The organism is Arthrobacter sp. 05L45_2, assembly GCF_056397525.1.
This window is the reverse complement of sequence record NZ_JBFTNO010000002.1, coordinates 1-22,615: the sequence shown is the minus strand read 5'-3', so window position 1 is coordinate 22,615 and position 22,615 is coordinate 1. Positions and strand designations below refer to the sequence as shown.

Here is a 22,615-nt window from a genome sequence, read left to right as displayed (position 1 = left end):
GTAATACGTGAGCCAAGCCAGCAGCGCAAAGCAGGGCACCGGAAGCCCCCGTGCCGTCCGCGACGTCGTGTTTGTCGACGGCGTCCGCACCCCCTTCGGCCGCGCCGGCGAGAAGGGCATTTACGCCGGCACCCGCGCCGATGACCTTGTGGTCAAATGCATCCGCGAACTTATGCGCCGCAACCCGTCACTGCCGCCCGAGCGCATCGATGAGGTAGCCATCGCCGCCACCACCCAGACCGGTGACCAGGGCCTGACCATCGGCCGCACCGCGGCCCTGCTCGCCGGGCTCCCCCGGACCGTTCCCGGCTTCGCGATCGACCGGATGTGTGCCGGCGCCATGACCGCCGTGACCACCACGGCCAGCGGCATCGGTTTTGGGGCGTACGACGTCGTCATTGCCGGCGGCGTCGAACACATGGGCAACCACCCGATGGGCGCGGGCGCGGACCCGAACCCGCGCTTTATGTCCGAGCGGATCGTGGACCCCGCCGCCCTGAACATGGGAAACACCGCGGAGAACCTGCACGACCGGTTCCCCGCCATCACCAAGGACCGCACGGACGCCTACGCCGTGGCCTCCCAGGACAAGCTGGCCGCCGCCTACGCCAAGGAACAGATCCAGCCGGACCTGGTGCCCGTCGCCACCATGAAGCCGGGCCAGGGCTGGGCCGTGAACACCGTGGATGAGCCGCCGCGCCCGGGCACCTCAGTGGAGGACCTCGCCGCGCTGCGCACCCCGTTCCGCGCGCACGGCCGGGTCACCGCCGGGAACGCCGCCGGCCTCAACGACGGCGCCACCGCCGCGCTCCTGGCCTCCGCCGATGCCGCAGAGGAACTTGGCCTGCCGGTGAAGATGCGCCTGGTCAGCTACGCCTTCGCCGGCGTCGAACCCGAAGTCATGGGCATCGGCCCGGTCCCGGCCACCGAGAAGGCCCTCAAAAACGCCGGACTGGGCATCGAGGACATCGGCCTGTTCGAGATCAACGAGGCCTTCGCCGTCCAGGTGCTCAGCTTCCTGGACCACTTCGGCATCGCCGACGACGACCCCCGCGTCAACCGCTACGGCGGCGCGATCGCCGTGGGACACCCGCTGGCCTCCTCCGGCGTCCGGCTGATGAACCAGCTCGCCCGGCAGTTCGAGGAAGACCACAGCGTCCGCTTCGGCATGACCACCATGTGCATCGGCCTCGGCATGGGGGCGACCGTCATTTGGGAAAACCCGCACCACGCCGACTACACCACCCAGACTGGAGCCGCAGCATGAGCGCCGCCGATTTCCACAAACTTGCCGAGCTGTTCCCGCAGGAAACCGTGACGCACTCCTACGTCCAGGACATCCAGCTCCCCGCCGTCAACGGCACGAGCCCCGGCACGTTTGCCCTGGTGACCCTGGACAACGGCCTGGACCACTCCAAACCCACCACCCTGGGCCCGAACACCCTGATCGAACTCGGCACCGTACTCGAGGGGCTGCGGGACCGTGCGGCACGCGGCGAGATCGTTGGCGTCGGGGTCACCGGCAAGCCGTACTTCCTGGTGGCCGGGGCGGACCTGTCCACGGTCAAGTCCGTCAGCGGCCGGGAGCAGGGCCTCTGGATGGCCCAGCTCGGCCACGAYGTCTACGCCACCCTGGCCAACCTCGGTGTGCCCAGCTTCGCGGTCATCAACGGCCTGGCACTGGGCGGCGGGCTGGAAATTGCCCTGCAGTCCACCTACCGCACGGTCTCCACCGGGGCCGGCGCGCTGGCCCTGCCGGAAGCGTTCATCGGGCTGATCCCGGGCTGGGGCGGCGTCTACATCCTGCCGCGGCTGATCGGGCCGGAGAACGCCGTAAAGGTGATGATCGAGAACCCGCTGAGCAACAACCGCACCCTCACCGGCCCGCAGGCCTACGAGCTCGGCGTGGCCGACGCCATCTTCGAACCCGCCGACTTCGTGGAGCAGTCCGTTGCCTGGGCCGCGCAGGTCATTGCCGGTGCCGTGAGCCCCGAGAGGGCCAACGCCGTCGATCCCGCCGCCCCGGAGGTCGCCGAACGCTGGGCGGCGTCCGTTGCCGCCGGCCGCGCCTTCGTGGAGGCCAAGACCTCCAACGCCTCTCCCGCCCCGGCCAAGGTGCTGGACGTGCTGGAAGCCAACCGCACCCTGACCCAGTCCGAATCCGCGGAACTCGAATGCGAGACCCTGGCGGACCTGATGCAGACGGACGAATTCCGCTCCACCGTCTACGCCTTCCTGGACCTCGTGCAGCGCCGCTCCAAGCGCCCGGCCGGCGCCCCGGACCGCAAGCTCGCACGCCCGGTGACGAAGATCGGCGTCGTCGGCGCAGGGCTGATGGCCAGCCAGCTCGCCCTGCTCTTCGCCCGCCAGCTCAAGGTCCCCGTGGTGATGACGGACATCGACCAGGCCCGGGTGGACAAGGGCGTGGGCTACGTCCACGCCGAGGTGGATAAGCTGCTGGCGAAGAAGCGGATCAGCGCGGACGCCGCCAACCGGACCAAGGCCCTGGTCAGCGGCTCGGTGTCCAAGGAGGCCTTCGCCGACGCCGACTTTGTGATCGAGGCGGTGTTCGAGGAGCTCAACGTCAAGAAGCAGGTGTTCAAGGAGGTCGAGGCGATCGTCTCGCCGGAATGCATCCTGGCCACCAACACCTCGTCACTCTCCGTCACGGCCATGGCCGAGGATCTGCAGTACCCGGAGCGCCTGGTGGGATTCCACTTCTTCAACCCGGTGGCTGTGATGCCGCTGCTGGAAATCGTCCGGGCGCCGAAGACCGACGACGCCGTCCTGGCCACCGCGTTCGAGCTCGCCAAAGGCCTGAAGAAGTCCGCCGTGCTGGTCAAGGACGCGGCCGCCTTTGTGGTCAACCGGCTCCTGCTGCGGCTGATGGGCGAAGTGACCGCGGCCTTTGACGAGGGCACCCCGGCCGAGGTGGCGGACAACGCCCTGCGGCCGATGGGCCTGCCGATGACACCCTTCACCCTCGGCGCCATGGTGGGCCTGCCGGTGGCGCAGCACGTGCAGGAGTCCCTGCACGCCGCGTTCGGGGACCGATTTACGGTCTCGCGGAACCTGCAGGCGCTGATCGAGAACGGCATCACCTCGATCTGGGATCCGGCGTCGGTGAAGGCCGGCAAGCCCGTCATTCCGGCCGAAACCCTGGCCCTGATGACGTTCGGCGACTCGCCGTCGACCGCCGACGAGGTGCTGCGCCGCACGCAGGACGCCCTCGCGGAGGAGATCGGACTGATGCTGGCCGAGGGCGTTGTGGCCGGCCCGGAGGACATCGACCTTTGTATGATCCTCGGTGCAGGCTGGCCGATGTTCCTCGGCGGCATCACCCCGTACCTGGACCGGGTGGGCGCCTCCGAGCGCGTCACCGGCAAGAAGTTCCTGGCACCGGGGGTGGCTTCGGAGCCCGCCTCCTGAGCACCCGCCTCCTGATCACCCTCCGCCCAGCGCGCAGCCGTCCCGTCCTTCCGGCCGGGACGGCTGCGCCGTTTTGTCAGGCCTCCCGCAGGCGCCCGCAGTCGAGCGCCAGGACCCTGTGGGAGTTGGCCCGGGCGTAGGCGGCGTCGTGGGTGACCATTACGACCCCGGCGCCCCGCGCCGCCGCCGCCGTGATCGCGTCGTGCAGCCGGTCGAGGCCGTGCCGGTCCAGCCCCACCGTGGGTTCGTCCAGGGCGATCAGGGCGGGCCTCCGGGCAAGGACCGTGGCGAGGGCCAGCAGCCTTTGCCGGGACGACGGCAGTTCCGCAGGATGCGTTTGGGCGGCATCGGCAAGCCCGACGGTGGCCAGCGCCTCACGGGCCTGCTCCGCCGCGGCGGCGGCACCGACAAGACGGCGCAGCCCGAAACCGGCCTCCCGCAGCACAGTCCGCTCGAAGAGCTGGTCCCGCGGCTGCTGGAAGAGCAATCCGGCCGATGCCGCGATCCGGCCCGTGGGAACTCCGGCAATGGATTGGCCCAGCACGCGGACATCGCCTGCCTGCGGCCGGAGCRGACCGTTGATGTGCCGCAGGAGCGTGGATTTACCGGTGCCGTTGGGGCCGGTAATGGCGACGATTTCGCCGGCTCTAACGGTGAGGTCCAGGCCGGACAGCAGGTCCGGGGCGTCCGTGTGCCCGGCAGGAGCGTCTCCGGCCGGGTACCGGAAGCTGATCCCCCGCAGTTCCAGGACGGGGGCTCCGGTGCCGGGTCCCAGATCCGGAGGCAGCGGAGCGTGTATGCCGTCGACTACGACGGCGGCATCGCGCAGGGCGGTGCCCCTCGCAACGTCGGCGGGCCGGCCTTCCGCCGTCATGGTTCCGTTGTTCAGGACCAGCCAGTGCCCGGCGCTGCGGGCCAGCGCGTCCGCGGCCTGGGTCAGCAGGATGACGGCGGTCCCGGCCTCGAGCAGCCCGTCCAGCAGTGTCCGGAACTGGCCGGCCCCGGCCGCGTCCAGCGAGGCGAGGGGTTCGTCGAGTACCAGCACCTCCGGGCCCGCGATGACGGCGCAGCCGAGGGCCAGGCGCCGGAGCTCGCCGCCGGAGAGCCGGGCCGGGTCGCGGTCCAGCAGCTCGGACAGTCCCGTCTGCCGCGCAGTGTGGGCCACCTGCCGGAGCATGTCGGGACGGGGCACACCGCGGTTCTCCAGCCCGAACGCCAGTTCTTCGGCCACCGTGGTGCGCACCGTGGAGAGAATCGCGGCGGCGTCCTGGGGCACGTAGCCCACCCTGGCCGACCAGGCCGCAGGGTTCACCCGGGGATCGTCGCTGCCGCCGTTGAACTGCAAGCTTTCCGCGCCAAGGGCCAAGCTGCCGCGCAGGACCCCGGAGTGGCCGGCCCGGAGCCAGCCGGCGAGCAGTTTGCCCAACGTGGTCTTGCCGCTGCCGGAGCCGCCCAGGACGGCTGTGAGCGTGCCGGGCCGGACGTCGAGCCGCACGTCCCGCAGCGCGTCGGCGTCGTCGCCGTGGAAGCTGAAGCTGCCGATGTGCGCGGCAAGCGCGGGGCCGGCGGGAACCGGCGCCGACCCTGCACGCCCCTGCGCGGGCAACGGCTGCCCCCCGTTCACGAGGGCACCGCGGCGGGCCAGGCGGTGATGAGCCGGACGACGACGGCGGCCGTGGCCAATGCCAGGGCGGCGGCCCGGAAGATACGCTGCCCGGCGGGGTCCGRCAGTTCCCGGTAGCTGGTCCGTGGACCGGGTCCGCCGAAGCCCCTGGCGTCCAGGGCCTGTGCCCTGACACCGGCGTCCTCGACCAGGCCCAGGACCAGCGGCACGGCCTGCAGCCGGGCGGCGGCAATCCGGGGCACGAGTCCGCGCCGGATCACGAGTCCCCGGGCCTCCTGGGCCTGCCGGATCCGTTCGAGCCGGCGGCCCATGGCCGGGATCAGCGACAGGGTGGAGGCGATCACGAAGCTTGCCTGCGGCGGGATGCGCCGCGCGGCCAGGGCGGTCAGGAGGTCAGGGACCCGGACCGTGAAGGAGAACAGCAGGAAGACCAAGACACATGCGGCCGTTCGGGCGGCCAGCTCAAGGCCAAAGCTGAGCCCCTCGGCTGTTACCCGGGCCGACCCCCACTGGGCCAGGACGGTCCGGCCCTCCGGGAAGAACAAGCCGTGCAGCAGGAGCAGGGACAGGAACAGCGGCGCCAGGATAGCCGCAGCGCTCCCGAGCACCCGTAGCGCCACCCGGGCACGTGCCGCGAGCAGCACGGCGGCCAGCGCCACGGCGACGGACACCGCCCAGTTGCCGGCCGCCGTCGTGATGACAGCCGCGCAGCCGGCCGCGGTCAGCGCCGTCAACGGGTGCAGGCGCATGACTCAGTCAGCGGGCGTCGCGGGGGCCTTGCCGGCGAGGACCCGGAAGCGGCGGACAAACGCGAACTGGAAGGTGGTCCGTCGGGGCAGGGCGTAGGCCAGGAGCGCCGCGATGGTGAAGACGATCGCCTTGTCCATCGGGTCCGAAATGAGGGCCTGCTTGGTGATTGCGGCCAGGAGGGTGTCCCCCATTGCCCGGAAGGCGCTGACGATGGCGCCGGTGCCCAGCCCTGAGGTGCCCCCGAAGACGAAGGCCGCGATCGGCGCAGACACAACGCCCGCGAGGATGCCGGTCACAAAGCCGGCCACGGGCGCGAGGTAGAAGCGGCGGAAGAGTCCGGCGCGGGCCGCCATGCCCGCGAGGAAGCCGATCAGGGCCGCGCCGGCGGCGAAGGGAAGCACCGTGGGGTTGAAAAAGGACCAGGCGATGCTGCCGAGCACGCCGGTGGCGGCGCCGGCTGCCGGTCCCGCGAGGACGGCGATCAGGACGGTGCCGATCGCGTCCAGGTAGAACGGCAGGCCGGTGTTGCCCATCAACTGGCCGAGGCCCACGTTCAGCACGATCGCGACCGGCATCAGGACCAAAGTGGAGGTGGGCAGGACGGGAAGCACGGCCACAAGGAGCAGCACTGCGCCCAGCAGGAACCCGCCGAGGGCTACCAGGGCGGAGAAGCTGGTGGGCCCGTTCGCGATGTCCGCGGGCTGCGTGAGGACCAGGAACACGTAGGTGGCGGCGATGGCCACGGCACCGGCGATTTCAAGCAGCCGGCGCCGGCGGGGTGCCGTTCCGGTCCCGGAACCGGCTGCGGGGAGGGTGAGGGGCTGCTGTGACATGGGAAGGGTCCTTAGGCGTGGTTGTGCAACGTCCGCCTCATGTCACCTCGGCGCAGCTATCATCTTAGCGATCCGCGGGCCCGCCCGGGAACACGGACGGGCCTCGGCAGTGCTACCGGCCGTCCAGGGTGCGCGCCAGGGCGCCCACGGAGGAGATCAGCTCGTCGAAGCAGTGTTCCGGGTTGTTCCCCGTCACGATCCTGGCGTTCGGCGCCAGGCCCCAGAGCCCGCGGAAGTCAGCCACCGTGGTCCCGGCCAGCAAGGGCGAGTCCGTCTCGACGTCCACCGTGGCCAGCCGGGTGCTGAACGGGGTGCGTTCGACGGCGGCACAGGCGGCGAAGGCGTCGTGCATGTGCGCGATGTAGCCCTGGTCGTAAAGTCGGTGGAACTCCATGTAGAACCGGATCGCATCTGACAGGCAGGCCACCAGCGGGCTGCTGGACCGGCTGCGCTGGCCCTCCGGCTGGTCCGGCAGCACTAGCTCGGGTTCCGCGGCCCCGGCGGCCTCACCCAGGAGCCGCAGATGTGCCGGCACCATTTCGATGCGCTCGGTGGATTCCAGCGCGCACACCACCGGGAGTTTCTCCTCGGGCAGCCCGCGGTAGGCGGCGTAGACCTCCTTGGCGGCGTGGGGGTCCACCGCGGTGTTCCACTCCGCCGTCGGCGTGGTGTTGCCCTGGTAGTAGAAGCTGCCGCCCATGATGACCAGGCCCTTGAGCAGCCGCGGCAGTTCCGGCTCCCGGCGCAGGGCGAGGGCGAAGTTGGTCAGCGGACCGGTGATCAGCCCGGTGATTTCCCCGGGATGCGCCCGGGCCTCCTCCACCCAGACGTCGACGGCGTGGCGCTGCGAGATCGGCTGGGCGGGGGCGGGCAGCTCGGCGTAGCCGATCCCCTGCGGGCCGTGGGTCTCTTCGGTGGTCACGAGCGGTATCTGCAGCGGGACCTCCGCGCCGGTCGCCACCTCGATCCCCTGCCGCCCGCACAGCTCCAGCAGGGACAAACTGTTCAGGGCCACCTGGCGCGCCCCGACGTTCCCGGCAGTACAGGTGATCGCCTGCAGCCGCACCTCGGGCCGGGACAGCAGGTAGACGATGGCCAGGGCGTCGTCGATCCCGGTATCGACGTCCATCAGGATCCGGCGGACGTCGGTGTCGGTTTCAGGCACGCGCGGGCTCGGAACGATGCTGCTCACTCCGGCGGCTCAGAACAGGGCGACTTTGGGCGTGCGCGGGAAGATCTGGTCGAGTTCGGCGAGCTCCGCGGCGTCCGGGACCCAAGCGACCGCGGCCGCGTTCTGCCGGACCTGTTCGGGCCGGGTGGCGCCGGCAATGACGCTGCTGACGGAGGGCTGCGCGGCAAGCCAGGAGAACGCCACCTGGATCTCGTTCAGGTCCCGCTCAGCGGCGAAGGCCGAGAACTTGGCGAGCTGGTCCCAGTCGGCGTCGTGGACGAGGTTGGTGCGGGTGTGGCTGAGCCGCGACCCCTCCGGCGCCTGCCCCTTCGAGTACTTGCCGGTGAGCAGGCCGTTGGCCAGGGGGAAGTACGGCAGCACCCCGAGGCCGTAGGCTTCGGCGGCCGGGGTGACTTCCAGTTCGGCGCGGCGGTCCAGCAGGTTGTAATGGTTCTGGCTGGAGATGAAGCGCGCCCCGCCCCGGTTGTGGGCCACGAATTCGGCCTCCGCGATCTGCCAGCCGGCCCGGTTGGAGTGGCCGATGTAGCGGACTTTGCCGCTGGTGACGAGCTCGTCGAGGGCGGCGAGGGTCTCGTCGATAGGGGTCAGCGGATCCGGGGTGTGGAACTGGTACAGGTCGATCCAGTCCGTGCCGAGCCGACGCAGGGACGCCTCGGCCGCGCTGACGATGTAGCGGCGGGAACCGCGGGCGCCGAAGTCGTTGCCGTTGGCCCCGCGCATGTCCATGCCGAATTTGGTGCCGATGATGGCGTCCTCGCGCCGGCCGGCGAGGGCCTTGCCCAGCATTGTTTCGCTGAGGCCCGGCTCGCGGCCGTAGGCGTCGGCGACGTCGAAGAACGTGATCCCGGCGTCCAGGGCGGCATGCACGACGGCGTCGGTCCCCTCCTGGGACTCGGTGGCGGTGTTCGCGCGGCCCAGGTTGTTGCACCCGAGGCCCACGGCAGAGACGGTCAGTCCGGAATTTCCCACACGGCGGTAATCAGTCATGGGATTCAGCCTATAACGGCGGCGGTCGGCGGCCCGTCAGGCCAAGGAGGTGCCGGCGGCGTCAGCCCGCGGAGGCGGCGGGCACGCGGGGTGGGGTGCCTTATCCGGCCGGCAGTTCGAGCCCGTGCTCATCCATGGCGTCCTGGAGCTGGGCGAGGGTGCGCGGGCAGACGCCCGGCATCCCGGTCAGTCGGCGGCGGCCCAGTTCCCGGACGTGTTCCAGGGTTTCCACCCCGGCGTGGGCGAGCGACTTGCGCGCCGGCGCCGCCAGGCCCGCGGGAAGTGGAGTGCTGCCGGGTCGAGGGGTTTTTCGCGTCATTGCGTAGCCTTCCGGTCGTTTGCCCCCAATTGGGTGTGAGCCGTGCCCGGCTCCGTTCGGGTGGTCACGGGCCGGCATCGCCGGCCGCGTCGCCTACAGCGAGAAACTATTGGCCGGTTTGGCCGAGTGTTTGAGCTTGAATTCCGTCCCGCCGAAGGGGGCGGCGCCGATGCTGAGCTTGGTGAAGTCCAGGTCCTCGCCGCGGATGCAGACCTTGATGGCATTGACGGTCTTGTTGACGTCCGGGGTGAGGCAGAAGATGTTGAGCTTCGCGTCCGCGAACTCGGAACGGTCCACCACTCCCAGGCCGCGCCAGGCGAGGTGGCTGATCAGGGCGTCCTTCGCCTTTTCCTCGAGGTAACGGTCCCGGCTGGTGCCGTCCTTGGTCTTGAGCGCGTACTGCGCCACCACCCAGAACTGGTCCTCGTCGGGGATCTCCGCGTACCCGTCTTCGGCGCATTGCGCGGCGAAGGCCTCCATCAGTCCTTCGCCGGCGGCGGCGTCCGCAGCCTCGGTCTCCTCGGTCTTGCTCTGGTGCCCGACGACGCCGTGGTTCATCACGAACTCGTTGTACTCCTCGTCGATCCAGGCCTCCCGGAAAAGCAGGGTCCCTTCGTCGTCGCGCTTGTAGACCCGGATAATGCCGCTCACGGCTGTCCCTTCGTTAATTGACACAAGATCGGCGTTGACTGTCACAGGATCGGCAGGCTGCCGGTGCTGGGGTGCTGCTGACCGGGCAGCGGCCGGGCGAACGGCACCTTGGTCCCAAGGACCTGGGCGACGACGTCGTGCGTGATTTGCTGGGCAGTCAGGCCCACCCGTTCGAGCACCTGGCTCCGGCTGCCGTGGTCCAGGAACTCCACCGGGAGGCCGACCTCATTGAGTGCCGTGTCCACCCCGGCGGCCCGCATTTCCTGGCGGATGCGGGATCCAACGCCGCCGGCTCGGACGCCGTCCTCGATGCAGATGACCAGGCGGTGGTGCGAGGCGAGGGCTATGACGGAGCGGGGCACCGGCAGGACCCAGCGCGGGTCCACGACCGTGGAGCTGATGCCCTGGGCGCCCAGCCGGTTCGAGACGTCCAGCGCGAGTTCGGACATGGCACCGACGCTGACGATCAGGACGTCGTTCTCGTTTGACCCTGCCGGCCGGCGGGCCAGSAYGTCGACGCCGTCGCYSAGCCGTTCGASGGCYTCGACTTCSGCRCCSACGGTGCCCTTGGAGTAGCGGATGACGGTSGGGGCGTCCTCGATGGCCACGGCCTCGCGCAGCTCCTCGCGGAGCCGGGACGCGTCGCGGGGCGCCGCGAGGTGCAGGCCCGGCACTATCTGGACCATGGCCATGTCCCACATGCCGTGGTGGCTGGCGCCGTCGGGTCCGGTTACGCCGGCCCGGTCCAGGACCACCGTGACGCCGGCTTTGTGCAGGRCCACGTCCATCAGCAGCTGGTCGAAGGCACGGTTCAGGAAGGTCGCGTAGACGGCCACCACCGGGTGCAGGCCGCCGAACGCCATGCCTGCGGCGGAGGTCAGGGCGTGCTGCTCGGCGATGCCGACGTCGAACACCCGGTCCGGGTGACGGGCGGCGAACTTGTGCAGTCCCACCGGGATCAGCATGGCCCCGGTGATGCCGACGATGTCTTTCCGCTCGTCCGCAATGTCCGCGATCTCATCGGCGAAGACGGAGGTCCAGGACTTCGCCCCGCCCGCTTCGGTGGGCTCCCCGGTTTCGGGGTCGATGATGCCCACGGCGTGGAACTGGTCCGCCTCATGGGCCCGGGCCGGCGCGTAGCCGTGGCCCTTTTCGGTCATGGCATGGACGATCACGGGGCCGGCGTAGGTCTTGGCCGTGGCAAGGGCATTTTCCATGGCCTGGAGGTTGTGGCCGTCCACCGGGCCGATGTACTTCATGCCGAGGTCCTCGAACATGCCCTGGGGTGCCCACCAGTCCTTGATGCCCTTCTTCATTGCATGCAGGCTCTTGTAGGTGAACTGGCCCACCGGGCCGCCGCTCTGCAGCCGCTTTTTCCACCAGTCCAGGGCGCCCTCGTAGGCGGGGGCCGCGCGGAGCGAATCGATCGTGGGGCGCAGTGACGCGAGGTAGTCCGCGACGCCGCCGACGGTCGGCGCGTAGGACCGGCCGTTGTCATTCACGACGATCACGACGCGGCGCTTCTTGTCCGCGGCGATGTTGTTGATGGCCTCCCAGGCCATACCGCCGGTCAGCGCACCGTCACCGACGACGGCGATGACGTACCGGTCGCCGTCGCCCGTCAGCTGCCGGGCGCGGGAGATCCCGTCAGCCCAGGACAGCGAGGAGGACGCGTGCGAGCTTTCGACGATGTCGTGCTCGGATTCGGCGCGGTCCGGGTAGCCGGAGAGGCCGCCCTGCTGCCGGAGGGTACTGAAGTCCTGCCGGCCGGTGAGGAGTTTGTGCACGTACGACTGGTGGCCGGTGTCGAAAACGATGCTGTCGCGCGGGGAATCGAAGATCCGGTGCACCGCGATGGTCAGTTCAACGACGCCTAGATTGGGCCCGAGGTGGCCTCCCGTCTGGGARACGTTGCCGATCAGGAACTCCCTGACCTCGGCCGCCAGCTGGTCCAGCTGCGCCTGGGACAACTTGCTCAGGTCCTGCGGATTCCGGATGGTCTCCAAAATTCCCAACGGCCCCTCCTTGCGGGTAGTAGACATGCCTTTTAACTCTAACGCCTCGGAGCCGGGCCGGGTGCCGGAACGCGGAAGCCCCGGTCCGTCGGGACGGACCGGGGCTTTCGGGTGGTGCTGCTCTGTCTCCGCTAGCTAGCGGAGATCTGGCGCAGCACGTACTGCAGGATGCCGCCGTTGCGGTAGTAGTCGGCTTCACCCGGGGTGTCGATGCGCAGGAYGGCATCGAACGAGGTGGTGGAGCCGTCTTCGGCCGTGGCGGTGACCTTCAGGGTCTTCGGCGTGGTGCCTTCGTTGAGGGCGGTGACGCCTTCGACGGAGAACGTTTCCGTGCCGTTCAGGCCCAGGCTGGCGGCGTTTTCGCCGGCCGGGAACTGCAGCGGCAGGACGCCCATACCGATCAGGTTGGAGCGGTGGATACGCTCGTAGCTTTCCGCGACGACTGCCTTGACGCCCAGTAGCGCGGTGCCCTTGGCGGCCCAGTCRCGSGACGAGCCGGWRCCGTAYTCCTTGCCGGCCAGGACCACCAGCGGGGTGCCCGCGGCCTGGTAGTTCTGCGCGGCGTCGTAGACGTAGGCCTGCGGGCCATCAGCCTGCGTGAAGTCGCGGGTGAAGCCGCCTTCCACGCCGTCGAGGAGCTGGTTCTTGATCCGGATGTTGGCGAAGGTGCCGCGGATCATGACTTCGTGGTTGCCACGGCGCGAGCCGTAGGAGTTGAAGTCCTTGCGCTCCACACCGTTGGCCAGCAGGTACTGTCCGGCCGGGGTGTCCGACTTGAAGGAACCGGCCGGGGAGATGTGGTCAGTGGTGACCGAGTCGCCGAGCTTGAGCAGTACGCGCGCCCCGGTGATGTCCTGGACGGGCTCCGGCTGCGCCTGCATGCCCTCGAAGTACGGGGGCTTCCGGACGTAGGTGGACTTCTCGTCCCAGGCGAAGGTGTCACCGGCCGGGGTGTCGAGCGCCTTCCAGCGGTCGTCACCCTCGAAGACGCCTTCGTAGCCGCGGGCGAACATGCCCTTGTCAATCGAGGAGTCGATGACCTGCTGGACCTCGACGGGGTTCGGCCAGATGTCCTTCAGGAAGACGTCGTTGCCGGCCTCGTCCTGGCCCAGGGCGTCGTTCTCGAAGTCGAAGTCCATGGTTCCGGCCAGGGCGTAGGCGATGACCAGCGGCGGGGAGGCCAGGTAGTTCATCTTGACGTCCGGGTTGATCCGGCCTTCGAAGTTGCGGTTGCCGGAAAGGACGGCCGTCACGGAAAGATCGTTGGCCTGGATGGCCTCAGAGATCTCCGCGTCGAGCGGTCCGGAGTTACCGATGCAGGTGGCGCAACCGTACCCGACGATGTAGAAGCCGAGCTTCTCCAGATAAGGGGTCAGGCCCGACTTGTTGTAGTAGTCGGTGACGACCTTCGAGCCCGGGGCCACGGAGGTCTTGACCCACGGCTTGGAGGTGAGGCCCTTGTCGACGGCGTTGCGGGCCAGCAGTGCCGCGGCCAGCATCACGGACGGGTTGGAGGTGTTGGTGCAGGAGGTGATCGAGGCGATCGACACCGCCCCGTGGTCCAGTTCGAACTCGCGGCCGTCGGCGGTCTTGACGGCCACCGTCTTGGACGGGCGGCCGTTGGACTTCGGGCCGTGTCCGTGCGGTGCCTGCTCCGTGAGGTGCGTCGCCGAGGCGGTGAACGAAGGCGAGTCGGAGGCCGGGAAGCTCTCGTCGATGGCTTCGTCCAGGCTGCCGTCTGCGAGGTCTTCCTTCACGTAGTTGCGCAGGTCCTCGCGGAACTGGGCCTTGGACTCGGTGAGGATGATGCGGTCCTGCGGGCGCTTCGGGCCGGAGATCGACGGGACAACCGTCGAGAGGTCCAGCTCAAGGTACTCGGAGAACTTGATCTCCCGGGAAGGATCGTGCCAGAGGCCCTGTTCCTTCGCGTAGGCCTCCACGAGGGCCACGTTCTCGTCCGAGCGGCCGGTGAGCCGCAGGTAGTCGAGGGTGACATCGTCGATCGGGAACATTGCGGCGGTGGAGCCGAATTCCGGGCTCATGTTGCCGATGGTGGCGCGGTTGGCCAGCGGCACGGCCGCGACGCCTTCGCCGTAGAACTCCACGAACTTGCCGACCACACCGTGCTGGCGCAGCTGTTCGGTGATCGTCAGCACAACGTCGGTAGCGGTGGCGCCGGCCGGGATGGATCCGGTCAGCTTGAAGCCAACGACGCGCGGGATCAGCATGGAGACGGGCTGGCCGAGCATTGCTGCCTCGGCTTCAATTCCGCCGACGCCCCAGCCGAGCACGCCCAGGCCGTTGACCATGGTGGTGTGCGAGTCAGTACCGACGCAGGTGTCCGGGTAGGCGCGGAGGGCGCCGTCGACGTCGCGGGTCATAACGGTGCGGGCCAGGTATTCGATGTTCACCTGGTGCACGATGCCGGTTCCCGGCGGCACAACCTTGAAGTCGTCGAACGCGGTCTGGCCCCAACGCAGGAACTGGTACCGCTCGCCGTTGCGCTGGTACTCGATCTCCATGTTGCGCTCCAGCGCGCCGGAGTTGCCGAAGGCGTCGATCTGGACGGAGTGGTCAATGACCATTTCCGCCGGCGCCAGGGGGTTGACCCGCTTGGGGTCGCCGCCGAGTTCCTTGACGGCCTCCCGCATGGTGGCGAGGTCAACAACGCAGGGCACGCCAGTGAAGTCCTGCATGATCACGCGCGCCGGCGTGAACTGGATTTCAGTGTCGGGCTCGGCGTTGGGATCCCAACCGGCCAGTGCTCGGACGTGATCGGCCGTGATGTTGGCGCCGTCCTCAGTCCTCAACAGGTTTTCAAGCAATACCTTGAGGCTGAACGGAAGGTTTTCTGCACCTTCAACGGAGTTCAACCGGAAAATTTCGTATTCGGTACCGGCTACATTAAGTTTGCCTTTTGAACCGAAGCTGTCCACAATGCTCATCGCAGGACTCCTCTCGCAACAGTTTCATCTTTGTCGCGCCGCAGACCCCTTGCTAGTTAGGTCATCCTAACTAAGACATGACCGTCTGGCGATCATGTCAGGGACTGCAGTGCGCGGCGTCGGACTACTTCTGCCATCCTAGTGGCCTCAGCCCCGGGGAGTCAGTAGCGCCACAGTCTCCATGTGGTGGGTGTGCGGGTAGAGGTCGACGGCGCGCAGCCGTTCCAGCCCCCAGCCGGCCTCCTGAAAGTAGCCCACGTCGCGGGCGAAGGACGCCGGGTCGCAGGAGACGTACGCGATGGCCCGCGGGCCGGCCGCGACAAGCTGGTTCACCACGGCCTTGCCGGCGCCAGCGCGGGGCGGATCCAGGACCAGTGCGTCGAAGTTGCGCGGCTTCTGGCGCAGCACGCGTTCGACCTTGCCCTGGATGATCTCCACCTGGGCCGCGCCGTGCAAGTTCTTGCGCGCGTCCCGGCTGGTCCCGGGGGCGCCCTCCACCGACAGCACCGACCCGGTGACGCCCACAGCGTCCGCGAGGGGCGCGGTGAACAGGCCGGCACCCGCGTACAGGTCGGCGACCACCGCACCGGCGCCAAGGTAGCCGCCGTCGTGCAGGAAGCCGGCGACGGCCTGCACGAGGGTCTCCGGGGCATCACGGTGGATCTGCCAGAAACCGTCGCCGGTCACTCGGTACTCATGTCCGGCGGCCGATTCCTGGACCCAGGTACGGCCGCGCAGCTGGGTCACCGCGCCGTTGGCCGGATCCACCCGGGCGACGGAGACGTCGTCGGGCAGCTGGGCCAGGATCGCGCTGAGGCGCTTCGCCCGGGTCCCCGCGGCCGGCGCGAGGAGCACCAGCGGCCGCGATCCGTTCGCCGGGGCCGCGACCTCGATCCGCTYAATGCCCTGGAGGTCGATGTCCCAGAGGCGGAGGGCGTTGATGCCGTCGACGGCCAGGGGCATCTCCCGGACGGGAAAGACGGTATCGGAGCGGTGCGCGTGCATGCCGAGCTTGCCACCCGGGGTGACGGCGAACCCGGCCCGGGTCCGCCAGGCCAGGCCGGTTGCGTCCGCGGCGGCAGCTTCCCCGACGGGCTCGACGGTGAGGTCCGGGAGGTCGACGCCGGCCAGCCGGTGTAGCTGTTCGGCCAGGACCTCGGCCTTGAGGCTGCGCTGGCGTTCCAGGGTGATGTGGCCCAGTTCCGCGCCACCGACGGGCGGGTGGCCGTGGGACCAGGAGCGCTGGGAGTCGGCCGCGTGCCAGAAGTGCTGCACCCGGTCCGGGGAGGCTTCCAAAACTTCGACGACGTCGGCACGCCAGAACTTGGCGGAGTCGCCGTCGTCGGTGAGCCGGATCCTGACTTTCTCGCCGGGGATGCCGTGGCGGACGAAGAYCACCCGYCCCTCGTGCCGGGCAACGCAGTGCCCGCCGTGCGCGACGGGCCCCACCTCAACGACGAGCTCGGTCAGGGCGGGCGTCGTGGTGTCGGTGCTCATTGGATGTCCTGCAATTTCTTGGCTTCTTCGGAGGATTTCAGCTGCCACGGCACGCTGGCGACCATMACGCCCGGCTCGAAGTGCAGCCGGGTYTTGATSCGCARSGCTGTCTGGTTGTGGACCAGYTGYTCCCACCAYTTGCCSACGACGTAYTCGGGGATGTAGACGACAATCAGGTCACGCGGCGAATCCCGCCGCATGTTCTTGATGTACTCCATGATGGGCGTGACCGTCTCGCGGAACGGGCTGGCCAGCACCGTCAGCGGGACCGGAATCTCCAGCTTTTCCCAGTCCTCGAGGGTCTGTTCGGTTTCCTCGGGGCTGATGTCCACGGTGATGGCGTCCAGCCGGGAGGGCCGGGAGGCGCGGGCGTACGCCAGGGCGCGGAGCACCGGTTTGCGGACGTGCGAGACCAGGAGGACGGCGTGGACCCGGGTGGGCAGGGCCCGCGGCGAGGAGTCCTCATCCACGGCGAGCTCCTTGGCGACGTTGTCGTAGTGCGCCCGGATGCTCCACATGATCAGGAACAGGACAAACATGGCCAGCAGCGCGATCCAGGCGCCCTGCTCGAACTTGGTGATCAGCACAATCACCAGGACCAGGCCGGTCATGCCGAAACCGATCGTGTTGATGGTGCGGGATTTGATCATCCGCAGTTTGGTGGCGGGGTCCTTGGCGAGTTTCAGCTCGCGGCCCCAGTGCCGGATCATGCCGAGCTGGCTCAGCGTGAAGGAGATGAAGACGCCCACGATGTAGAGCTGGATGAGCTTGGTGACGTCGGCGTTGAACGAGATGATCAGGACCAGGGCGCCCGCGGCCAGCGCGAGCACACCGTTGCTGAAGGCGAGCCGGTCCCCGCGGGTGCGCAGCTGCCGGGGCAGGTAACCGTCCTGGGCCAGGATGGAGCCGAGGACCGGGAATCCGTTGAACGCGGTGTTGGAGGCGAAGACCAGGATCACGCCGGTGGCGGCGACCACAACGTAGAAGGGGATGGAGCCGGCGCCGAAGACCGTCTGCGCGATCTGGCTGATGGCCGGGTTCTGGATGTAGTCATCAGCGAGCGGTTTGCCGTTGAGCAGGAACTCCTTGGCCGGGTCCAGCACAATGTGCACCTTGGTGGCGTTGGCCAGGTAGATGATGCCGGCGAGCATGGCGGCGGCGATCACGCCGAGCAGCAGGAGCGTGGTGGCCGCRTTTTTGCTCTTGGGTTTCTGGAAGTTCGGCACACCGTTGCTGATGGCCTCCACGCCCGTCAGCGCGGCGGCACCCGAGGAGAAGGCCCGGAGCAGCAGGAAGGCGCCGGTCAGGCCGACGAGCCCCTGGTCGAAGCCGGGGGCCGGGATGATCTCGAACTGGGCCGACGGCGCCTGGCCGAGCTGCCCGGTGACGGCCTGGAAGATGCCGACGGCGGTCATGCCGAGGATCGAGAACATAAAGATGTAGGTCGGCACCGCGAAGACGCTGCCGGCCTCCCGGATGCCGCGCAGGTTGACCAGGGCCAGGATCACCACACCGATGGTGGCGATGGTGGCCTGCTGGCCGTGCAGCGACGGGACGGCTGTGGTGAGGTAGGCCGCGGCGGAGGACATCGACACGGCCACGGTGAGCACGTAGTCCACCAGGAGCGCGGAGGCCACGGTGAGTCCCGCGTACTTGCCGAGGTTCTCGTTGGCGATTTCGTAGTCGCCGCCGCCCGAGGGGTAGGCGTGGACGTTCTGCCGGTAGGAGGCCACCACCGTCAGGAGCACCACCATCACGGCGAGGCCTACCCAGGGCGAGAACGCTACCGCGCTGACGCCGGCCAGGGCCAGGGTGAGGAGGATTTCGTCCGGTGCGTAGGCCACTGAGGACAGTGCATCCGAGGCGAAGATCGGAAGCGCGATCCGTTTAGGCAGCAGGGTATGGGCCAGACGGTCGTTCCGGAAGGGCCGGCCGACCAGCACCCGCTTCACCGCATTGAAAATTGTCAGCACCAGACAAAGCTAGTCTGATTCGGACGCGATGTCATGACGGCGGAGCCTGCCCGCACGCCCGCGGCCGGCCGCGCCGCCGTCGCACCGGCTCCGGACGGCCGCTGGCCGGTAGAGTTTTACGCAGCAACAGAACCGCAGCAGTACAAAAAGGAAGCTTGAGGAGGCACGTGTGGCGCACTTCGTGATCATGGGTTGTGGCCGTGTTGGGGCAACCCTGGCGCACACACTGGAGGACGCAGGCCATTCGGTCGCGATCATCGACCAGGACGACCGCGCGTTCCGGCGGCTCCGGACGGGTTTCTCCGGCCGTAAGGTCACCGGCGTCGGCTTCGACCGGGACACGCTCAAGCAGGCCGGCGTCGAGGAGGCCTATGCCTTCGCGGCCGTCTCCAGCGGCGACAACTCGAACATCCTGGCCACCCGTGTGGCCCGCGAGACCTTCCACGTCCCCCACGTTGTGGCGCGGATCTACGATCCGGGCCGAGCCGAGATCTACCAGCGCCTTGGTATCCCCACGGTCGCCGCCGTGCGCTGGAGCGCCGACCAGGTCCTCCGCCGGATCCTCCCGGAGCAGCATCTCGCCGGTGACTTCCGCGACCCCTCCGGCCGGCTGGTGCTGGCCGAGGTGGACGTTGACTCCGGCTGGATCGGCCACCCCGTGTCCGCGCTAGAGAAGGCTGCCGATATCCGCGTCGCCTACCTGACCAGGTTCGGCGAGGGAATCCTCCCCGGCCCCGGCACCTCCTACCAGGACGGCGATACCGTCCACGCCATGCTCAGCGTGGACCGCACCTCCGAGGTCGCCCACATTCTTGCCAAGTCCCCCGCCAAGGAGTCTAAGTGAAAGTTGTCATCGTCGGGGCGGGCAGCGTCGGGTCCTCCATCGCCCGTGAACTGCTGGCCCACAAACACGAGATCCTGCTGATCGACCTCAAGCCCGAGGTGATCGGCCGCAGCGGGCTGCGCGGCGCGCACTGGCTGGTGGGCGACGCCTGCGAGCTCAGCACCCTCAAGGACGCCCGCCTGGAGGACGCCGACGTCGTCGTTTCGGCGACCGGCGACGACAAGGTGAACCTGGTGGTGTCGCTGCTGGCCAAGACCGAGTTCGGCGTCGGCCGCACGGTGGGCCGGGTCAACAACCCCAAGAACGACTGGATGTTCGACGACTCCTGGGGCGTCGACGTCGCGGTCAATACTCCGCAGCTGATGACGGCACTGGTGGAGGAAGCTGTCGAAATCGGCGACCTCGTCCGGCTCCTGACCCTGCAGACCGGGGTGTCCTCACTCGTGGAGTTCACTGTGCCGCACGACTCCCACGTCATCGGCCTGACTGTCGGCGATATCGACTGGCCCGAGGACGCCACGCTGGTGGCCATCCTGCGCGACCAGGCGCCCATCACGCCCAGCCGGGATGACGTGATCGACGGCGGCGACGAACTCTTCTTCGTCACCACCATCGCGGCGGAAGACGGACTGCGGGCGCTGCTCTCGGCCCCGGAATCCCCCGACGGCGCCGGCGAATCAGGCGACGGCCAGCACCCGGTCACGGCCGAGCATCACGGCCGCGAAGCCCAGCCCGCCGGGGACGACGGCTTCGACGGCTAGTCCCCCGCCGGCTCCGCAACCGGCTCCCCCACGGGGGCCGGGGCCGGGCGGGTCAGCAGCCACGCGACCCACATACCCAGGATGTACAGCGGTGCGCCCATGATCAGCCGGGTGGTGGCGAGCCCGGCGAGGCCCTGCTCCCCCATCAGGTACAGCGGGACCTGGACGATCAGGCGCAGGGCCAGGACCGAGATGATTACCCATGTGCCAATCCGGTAGGACTTCACCCGCGCCGGGTGCTTGCGCCAGTCCAGGCCCTCGTTGCGGATGAATCCGAAAAGCAGGCCGGCGAAGGGCCAGCGCACCGCGATCGAGATGGCCATGGCCAGGATGTAGCCGAGGTTGGTGAAGAAGCCCAGGACGTAGAAGTCCTCGGCCTTCCCCGTGGAGTTCGCCAGCCAGGCGGAGAGCCCGACGCCGACAATTCCGGCCAGCGCCTGCGTCAGGGGTTTGCGCTGCACCAGCCTGGCGACGGTGAACAGGGCGGCGACGGCCAACGCGGCGATCAAAGCCGCCGGCAGCTCCCGGGTAACCGTGAACACGATCAGGAAGACCAGGCCGGGCAGGATGCTCTCGGCGATCCCCTGGACGCCGCCGGCGCTTTTGAGGACGTCGATGTTGCCGTTTTCGGAGCGGTGCAGGCCGGCTTTGGCGGCGTAGCCCTCGGCGAGCTGCGCCACCGTGGGCTGCGGGGCGTCGGCCTGTGGCGGGTTCTCGGGGGTGCTCATTAGTGCTCCTCGCGGGAGAGTATTTCGTAGCGCGGATTGAACATGGTGGGCAGTCCGTCGCGGACGGTGACCATGCCCTCGAGCCGGAGTTCCAGGCCGGCGGTCACCCCGGGGATGCGGCGCCGTCCCAGCCAGACCACGCGCAGCCGGTCGGCGGCCACCACGGGACGCTTGCGGCGGTTCTCCGCAGAGCCGGCCGGGGCGGCACCGGATCCGCCGGCGGCCGCCGATCCCGGCACTGCCGATTCCGTCGCTGCTGCGCGGGCCGCGGGCCGGGCCTTGGGCGGCGGGGCGTCGTGGTCGGTGATGATCGCGGTGAACGCGGCGACGTCGCAGGACGGGGCATAGGTCACGGACTCAATGAAGCCCCGGCAGAGGACCCGGCCGCGCTCCGGAAGGCCCCGCACCGGGACGGTGGCGGGCGCTTTCCTGACGGGTCCATCAACCAATCTGGGTTATCTCCGGTCCACGCTCGGGCTCTTCGAACTGCGGCGCGCCCGCGGGTGCGGCCACGCCGGTGTCCTTGGGCAGCCGCAGCTGCAGCAGGTCGCGGGGCGGCATGGGGCTTTCGCCGCGTACGACGACGATCTGGCGGAACAGCTCCTCGAGTCCGGCCGCGGCGGCGCGGTCCAGCGCGGCCTCTCCGCCGAGGACACCGCGGAGGAACCAGCGGGGACCATCGACGCCGATGAAGCGGGCGACGCGGTAGCCGTCGCTGCCGTCGCCGGCGGGCAGCTTGGCGACGAGTTCGATGCCGAAGTGGCCTTCGATCTCCTCGACCTGGCCGCCCTGGCTGCCGACGGACTGGCCGATCTGCTCGCGGATTTCGTCCCACAGCCCCTCGGAGCGGGGTGCGGCGAAGGCCTGCAGCTGGAGGCTGGAGCCTTCCAGGTCCATGGTGACGGCAACAACGCGCTGGGTGGCTTCTTCCACCTCAAGGCGCAGCTGCAGGCCCTCGCGCGGGGAAATCAGCAGCGCGCCGAGGTCCACGTAGCCGTCCTGGTTCTCGATCTCCGCAACGTCGTACGGCCCGGAGCTGCGCTGTGCTCCATCCAGGGCACCGTCCCCGGCGCCGGCTGATGCGCCGGTTTCGGCCGCGGTGTCTTCCGTGCTCTCAACGGTGTCCGTCGACTGGTCCTGCTTGGCTTTCTTGCCACGCCCAAAAACCATGGGTTGTCTCCTTAGTTGTGATCCTGCACGAACGGGCCCGGCTGCCGCTGGGGGTTCAGCCGCGCCCTCGGGCGGGGGTTAGGCCCGGGGTGCGCCGAAACCACCGGTGGAACCGAAGCCGCCGCCGCCGCGGACGGAATCGCCGAGCTCCGGGACGGGCACGAACTCCGCGTACTCCACGCGCTGGATGACCATTTGTGCAATTCTATCGCCGCGCCGAAGTTCAATGGCCGCGTCGCGGTCAGTATTCAGGAGCGTCACGGCGATCTCGCCGCGGTAGCCGGCGTCGACCGTTCCGGGCGCGTTGACCACGGTCAGCCCGTGTTTGGTCGCGAGGCCGGAGCGCGGGTGGATCAGCGCGACAAAGCCGTCCGGCAGCGCGATGGACACACCGGTGGGCACCAGGCGCCGCTCCCCGGGTGCCAGGACCACGTCCTCGCGGGCGCGCAGGTCCGCGCCGGCGTCGCCGGGGTGCGCGTACGACGGCGGTTCCAGACCGTCGTCGAGCATTTTCAGCTGCACTTTGAGGGTGGGGGTTCCGTAGGCTGGAATGTCGCCGGCTGCGGGCTCTGCCGGCAGGGTGTTCACGGCGGTGGTTTCTTCAGTCACAGTGACCCACTGTAACGCCCGGGGCGAACCTAGGACTACCACGGCGGCGCCGGGCAGGTCCGGCGTGCCCGGGCGCCGCYGGCGGCGCCGAGGTGAAATGGTCCGGGAAAAGTGAAAAGCTGGGCTCATGCCCGAATCCAGTGCAGCAGTGCCTGCCTCCAACAGCACCCCCGACGACGCCGCAGTCCTGTTCAGCGAGAAGCTGTGGCCGAATTTTTGGATCTGGCTGGTGTCTGCAGGGCTGGCTTCGGCCGGTTACCTGGTGTTCGCCCCGATCAGTATTTCTGC

Annotated in this window: 19 protein-coding genes; 4 read left to right on the top strand and 15 right to left on the bottom strand. The window is 69.0% G+C overall.

The features are described from left to right. Positions 1 to 7: 7 nt before the first annotated feature. Positions 8 to 1,267, top strand: coding sequence for a thiolase family protein (locus AC1DHD_RS00325; protein ID WP_476877768.1), 1,260 nt, complete (start codon positions 8 to 10; stop codon positions 1,265 to 1,267). Next, positions 1,264 to 3,429: a 3-hydroxyacyl-CoA dehydrogenase NAD-binding domain-containing protein gene (locus AC1DHD_RS00320; RefSeq protein ID WP_476877767.1), complete on the top strand. Its 2,166-nt coding sequence runs from the start codon at positions 1,264 to 1,266 to the stop codon at positions 3,427 to 3,429. The genes AC1DHD_RS00325 and AC1DHD_RS00320 overlap by 4 nt, the downstream gene beginning before the upstream one ends. A gap of 76 nt (positions 3,430 to 3,505) precedes the next feature. Here AC1DHD_RS00320 and AC1DHD_RS00315 read toward each other — a convergent pair whose 3' ends face one another. The 11 genes from AC1DHD_RS00315 to AC1DHD_RS00265 all read right to left on the bottom strand — a co-directional run bounded on the left by AC1DHD_RS00315 (position 3,506) and on the right by AC1DHD_RS00265 (position 18,215). Beyond that, positions 3,506 to 5,053 carry an ABC transporter ATP-binding protein gene (locus AC1DHD_RS00315; protein ID WP_476877766.1) on the bottom strand — a complete coding sequence of 516 codons (1,548 nt, stop codon included), beginning with the start codon at positions 5,051 to 5,053 and terminating at the stop codon, positions 3,506 to 3,508. Next, entirely contained in the window at positions 5,050 to 5,802 is a 753-nt protein-coding gene (locus tag AC1DHD_RS00310) for an energy-coupling factor transporter transmembrane component T (RefSeq protein WP_476877765.1), read from the bottom strand. The genes AC1DHD_RS00315 and AC1DHD_RS00310 overlap by 4 nt, the downstream gene beginning before the upstream one ends. Positions 5,803 to 5,805: 3 nt before the next feature. Continuing rightward, a complete protein-coding gene (locus AC1DHD_RS00305; protein WP_476877764.1) occupies positions 5,806 to 6,636 on the bottom strand; it encodes an ECF transporter S component in 831 nt (276 codons plus the stop codon). A 112-nt stretch (positions 6,637 to 6,748) separates the two neighbouring features. Continuing rightward, entirely contained in the window at positions 6,749 to 7,765 is a 1,017-nt protein-coding gene (locus tag AC1DHD_RS00300) for a nucleoside hydrolase (RefSeq protein WP_476877790.1), read from the bottom strand. Positions 7,766 to 7,837: 72 nt separating this feature from the next. Continuing rightward, complete coding sequence (locus AC1DHD_RS00295) at positions 7,838 to 8,815, bottom strand: aldo/keto reductase (protein WP_476877763.1); 978 nt, start codon at positions 8,813 to 8,815, stop codon at positions 7,838 to 7,840. Positions 8,816 to 8,915: 100 nt separating this feature from the next. Continuing rightward, entirely contained in the window at positions 8,916 to 9,134 is a 219-nt protein-coding gene (locus AC1DHD_RS00290; protein WP_476877762.1) for a helix-hairpin-helix domain-containing protein, read from the bottom strand. 93 nt (positions 9,135 to 9,227) lie between these two features. Further along, a complete protein-coding gene (locus tag AC1DHD_RS00285) occupies positions 9,228 to 9,785 on the bottom strand; it encodes a hypothetical protein (RefSeq protein WP_476877761.1) in 558 nt (185 codons plus the stop codon). 41 nt (positions 9,786 to 9,826) lie between these two features. After that, complete coding sequence (gene dxs, locus AC1DHD_RS00280; RefSeq protein WP_476877760.1) at positions 9,827 to 11,800, bottom strand: 1-deoxy-D-xylulose-5-phosphate synthase; 1,974 nt, start codon at positions 11,798 to 11,800, stop codon at positions 9,827 to 9,829. Between the two features lie 131 nt (positions 11,801 to 11,931). Beyond that, entirely contained in the window at positions 11,932 to 14,745 is a 2,814-nt protein-coding gene (locus tag AC1DHD_RS00275; RefSeq protein WP_476877759.1) for an aconitate hydratase, read from the bottom strand. Between the two features lie 147 nt (positions 14,746 to 14,892). Next, a complete protein-coding gene (locus tag AC1DHD_RS00270) occupies positions 14,893 to 16,242 on the bottom strand; it encodes a class I SAM-dependent RNA methyltransferase (RefSeq protein WP_476877758.1) in 1,350 nt (449 codons plus the stop codon). Beyond that, positions 16,239 to 18,215, bottom strand: coding sequence for an APC family permease (locus AC1DHD_RS00265; protein ID WP_476877757.1), 1,977 nt, complete (start codon positions 18,213 to 18,215; stop codon positions 16,239 to 16,241). The genes AC1DHD_RS00270 and AC1DHD_RS00265 overlap by 4 nt, the downstream gene beginning before the upstream one ends. Before the next feature lie 169 nt (positions 18,216 to 18,384). Between AC1DHD_RS00265 and AC1DHD_RS00260 the strand changes: the two genes are divergently transcribed. Together AC1DHD_RS00260 and AC1DHD_RS00255 are read left to right on the top strand one after the other, a co-directional pair. Beyond that, positions 18,385 to 19,059, top strand: a complete 675-nt coding sequence (locus tag AC1DHD_RS00260; RefSeq protein ID WP_476877756.1) for a potassium channel family protein — start codon at positions 18,385 to 18,387, stop codon at positions 19,057 to 19,059. Continuing rightward, a complete protein-coding gene (locus AC1DHD_RS00255; protein ID WP_476877755.1) occupies positions 19,056 to 19,820 on the top strand; it encodes a potassium channel family protein in 765 nt (254 codons plus the stop codon). Before AC1DHD_RS00260 ends, AC1DHD_RS00255 begins: the two co-directional genes overlap by 4 nt. On the opposite strand, the gene AC1DHD_RS00250 is transcribed toward AC1DHD_RS00255, so the two are convergent. From AC1DHD_RS00250 to dut, 4 genes are all read right to left on the bottom strand, one after another. Further along, complete coding sequence (locus AC1DHD_RS00250; protein ID WP_476877754.1) at positions 19,817 to 20,548, bottom strand: DUF3159 domain-containing protein; 732 nt, start codon at positions 20,546 to 20,548, stop codon at positions 19,817 to 19,819. The genes AC1DHD_RS00255 and AC1DHD_RS00250 overlap by 4 nt on opposite strands. Beyond that, positions 20,548 to 20,997, bottom strand: coding sequence for a hypothetical protein (locus AC1DHD_RS00245; protein WP_476877753.1), 450 nt, complete (start codon positions 20,995 to 20,997; stop codon positions 20,548 to 20,550). Before AC1DHD_RS00245 ends, AC1DHD_RS00250 begins: the two co-directional genes overlap by 1 nt. Continuing rightward, the gene (locus tag AC1DHD_RS00240; protein WP_476877752.1) at positions 20,990 to 21,718 is read right to left on the bottom strand and encodes a DUF3710 domain-containing protein; all 729 of its coding nucleotides are present in this window, start codon (positions 21,716 to 21,718) and stop codon (positions 20,990 to 20,992) included. Before AC1DHD_RS00240 ends, AC1DHD_RS00245 begins: the two co-directional genes overlap by 8 nt. A 78-nt stretch (positions 21,719 to 21,796) precedes the next feature. Next, on the bottom strand, positions 21,797 to 22,327 hold the full coding sequence (gene dut / locus AC1DHD_RS00235) for a dUTP diphosphatase (RefSeq protein WP_476877751.1): 531 nt from the start codon (positions 22,325 to 22,327) through the stop codon (positions 21,797 to 21,799). Between the last annotated feature and the right edge of the window lie 288 nt (positions 22,328 to 22,615).

Bases quoted from the DNA above. Each gene is read 5' to 3' on its own strand.
- AC1DHD_RS00305 (WP_476877764.1), bottom strand. From the start codon at position 6,636: ATGTCACAGCAGCCCCTCACCCTCCCCGCAGCCGGTTCCGGGACCGGA.
- AC1DHD_RS00300 (WP_476877790.1), bottom strand. From the start codon at position 7,765: ATGGACGTCGATACCGGGATCGACGACGCCCTGGCCATCGTCTACCTG.
- AC1DHD_RS00295 (WP_476877763.1), bottom strand. From the start codon at position 8,815: ATGACTGATTACCGCCGTGTGGGAAATTCCGGACTGACCGTCTCTGCC.
- AC1DHD_RS00290 (WP_476877762.1), bottom strand. From the start codon at position 9,134: ATGACGCGAAAAACCCCTCGACCCGGCAGCACTCCACTTCCCGCGGGC.
- AC1DHD_RS00250 (WP_476877754.1), bottom strand. From the start codon at position 20,548: ATGAGCACCCCCGAGAACCCGCCACAGGCCGACGCCCCGCAGCCCACG.
- AC1DHD_RS00240 (WP_476877752.1), bottom strand. From the start codon at position 21,718: ATGGTTTTTGGGCGTGGCAAGAAAGCCAAGCAGGACCAGTCGACGGAC.